The following is a 3027-nucleotide window of genomic DNA, read 5'->3' on the forward strand; positions in this document are numbered from 1 at the left end:
GATAGAAAACGCAGTGTTTGCCGGTGTCATATTGCATGATCGTACCCTCAGAAAAATGAGCCTCCGACCCGGCTGCGGCTCATTTTTCTGAGGGTACGATCATAAAGCGATTCTTTCACGCTGAAGCAGGTCCGACTGGAAGTCGGAGGGTTTGCTCCACGGCGTGGATACTCAAAATCCGCCGCCCACCAGCGCCGCGACATCAGAGAGATGTCACAGCAACCATTTATTGGCCCCCAAGGCATCGTAACCCATTGATTTTAAGCGAATCATATCGAACTGCGGCCACGACTACGATCATTATGCAGGCAAATAGGATCCATTCTAAACAAGCATGATCTGGTCTTGCCACGGTTTAGTTCCGGTCTCTTTCGAGCAATGTTTGCTATGAAGGAGATTAAGAATGGCAACGAGATACACAGACGAGTTTCGGCGTGATGCAGTGCGCATTGCGGTTACAAGCGGCTTAACACGACCGCAAGTTTCATCAGATTTGGGCGTGGGTCTTTCGACTTTGAACAAGTGGGTTCAGAAGCATCAGCATGACGATCTGATGTCGGGTCCGCACGAGGACGTCGAAAAGGAGAATGAACGCCATCGCAAGGAAGTCCGGCTGCTGCGGGAGGAGAGGGAAGTGTTAAAAAACTATTCCGGGCCGCAGCCCGCCTGTGCGCGGTATAAACCGCCTGTGCTATGCTGCGCCTGAAGGGCAGTTGCCGATCGCTTATTGGAGGGTGAGACCCCGTTAAAAAACGTGGCACATGGGTCGATGCGCACTTGAGAGTGGTGACGCCGCTGTTGCGGTGATCCCGGTTAGGAAGATGACGAACTTGCATGGCCCACGCCCTTCTTCCCAAATGGAGGATATGCCATGACGAACCCAACGACCGGCGGCCACCCGGATCTGAAGATGGTCAATCCAAATGCAGCGGCGATCGACATTGGGTCGACCATGCACATGGCTGCGGTGAACCCTGATGCCTGCGACATGCCCGTGCGCGCCTTTGGGACATTCACACAGGATCTGCATTCACTGGCGACGTGGTTCAAATCCTGTGGCGTCACCAGCGTCGCCATGGAATCGACCGGTGTTTACTGGATTCCGGCCTTTGAGATACTTGAGGGTTACGGCCTTCATGCGATCCTCGTGAACGCGCGCTATGCCAAGAACGTGCCGGGTCGCAAAACCGATGTCAGCGATGCCGGATGGCACGACAGTTGCACTCCTATGGCCTGCTGCGTGGCAGTTTCCGGCCAGAGGCCGAGATCGCCACCTTGCGCGCCTACATGCGCCAGCGAGAACGCCTGACAGAATATGCTGCAGCCCATATCCAGCACATGCAGAAGGCACTCATGGAGATGAACCTGCAATTGCATCATGTCGTCTCCGACATCACCGGCGTCACAGGAATGCGGATCATCCGCGCCATTGTCCGTGGCGAGCGTGATCCGGAGGCTCTCGCCGCGTTCCGGGATGTTCGCTGCAAATCCTCTGTGGACACGATCAACGCCGCGCTGGTCGGCAACGACCGCGAGGAACATATCTTTGCCCTGACACAGTCGCTGGAGCTTTACGATTTCTACAAAGCCCAGATCGAGGCGTGCGACCGTAGGCTGGAGGTGGCAGTTGGAGCGCTGACGGTCCGGGCAGACAATGATCTGGCTCCACTGCCCAAGGCTCGGATCAAGGGCAAGCAGCACAATGCCCCATCCTTTGATGCGCGCGCTGCGCTTTACGGTGTGTTGGGCACAGACCTGACGCAGATCCACGGCCTCGGTCCCTCGCTGGCTCTGAAGCTGGTGGCCGAATGCGGCACGGACCTGTGCGCATGGAAGAGCGCCAAGCACTTCACGTCGTGGCTTTGCCTGGCCCCGGGCAATAAAATCTCCGGCGGAAAATTGCTGTCCTCACGCACGCGCCGGTCCTCAAGCCGTGCTGCAGCGTTGCTCAGGTTGGCCGCGACAACCATTGGCCGCAGCGATACGGCCTTGGGCGCGTTCTATCGGCGACTGTCATCGCGTATCGGCAAGCAGAAAGCGGTCACGGCAACAGCACGCAAAATCGCGGTGCTGTTTTACAACGCTGTGCGGCATGGCATGACCTACCAAGATCAGGGCGCGGCAGCTTACGACGAGCGACACCGGCAGCGTATGCTGTCAAACCTTCAACGGCGCGCCAGGACCCTCGGATTTGCATTGGCACCCATTCCTGCGACAGCGGCTGTTTCTTAGGAAGGCGGCAATCTTCTTTGCGGGCCAAAGCCGATGAGGTTTATTTTCATCGATGCCTGGAAAGAAGTTTGGTCTGTGGAATTTCTCTGCCGCATCATGCAGGTCACATCGCGGGGGTTTCGTGCATGGCGAACCCGCCCAATGAGCCGCAGGCAGCGCGACGATATGGTGATCTTGGCACATGTCCGCGAACAACACCGCCTGAGCCTGCAAAGCTATGGTCGGCCTCGTATGACCGGAGAGCTGCAGGAGCTGGGACTGAAGGTCGGACACCGACGCATAGGTCGTTTGATGCGTGAGAACGACATCAAGATCATCAGAACCCAAAAATACAAGGCCACGACTGACAGCAACCACACGTTCAACATTGCGCCCAATCTACTGGATCAGGATTTCTCTGCGGATGGTCCGAACCAAAAATGGGCGGGCGACATATCCTATATCTGGACCAGTGAAGGGTGGTTGTATCTGGCCGTCATCCTCGAGCTGTATTCCCGGCGCGTCATTGGTTGGGCTGTCAGCAACCGGATGAAACGCGACTTGGCGATCCGAGCACTGGATATGGCAGTGGCCCTACGGCAACCACCGAAGGGCTGTATTCATCATACGGATCGCGGGTCGCAATACTGTTCAGATGACTATCAAAAGCGTCTTTCGAAGCATGGATAGTAAGCGTCCGGCCTCGCTGCTCTGACATTTCATAGAGTGTGTTGATAAGTGTCCACTATTGATAGTGGACATCTTGAGGGCGGATATGGCGGGCAAGAAGGGTCAGAAGAAGCGTTTTTGGTCGGA

Annotated in this window: 3 pseudogenes; all 3 read left to right on the forward strand. The window is 56.3% G+C overall.

Annotated elements, in window-relative coordinates:
- Positions 1 to 403: 403 nt before the first annotated feature.
- Positions 404 to 643 (forward strand): annotated as a pseudogene (locus ROG8370_RS19580) (transposase); the annotation flags it as partial.
- A 228-nt stretch (positions 644 to 871) separates the two neighbouring features.
- Positions 872 to 2232, forward strand: a pseudogene (locus ROG8370_RS19585) (IS110 family RNA-guided transposase).
- Positions 2233 to 2244: 12 nt separating this feature from the next.
- Positions 2245 to 2898: pseudogene (locus ROG8370_RS19590) on the forward strand (IS3 family transposase); the annotation flags it as partial.
- Positions 2899 to 3027: the final 129 nt, after the last annotated feature.

This window comes from Roseovarius gaetbuli, from assembly GCF_900172365.1.
Lineage (GTDB): Bacteria > Pseudomonadota > Alphaproteobacteria > Rhodobacterales > Rhodobacteraceae > Roseovarius > Roseovarius gaetbuli.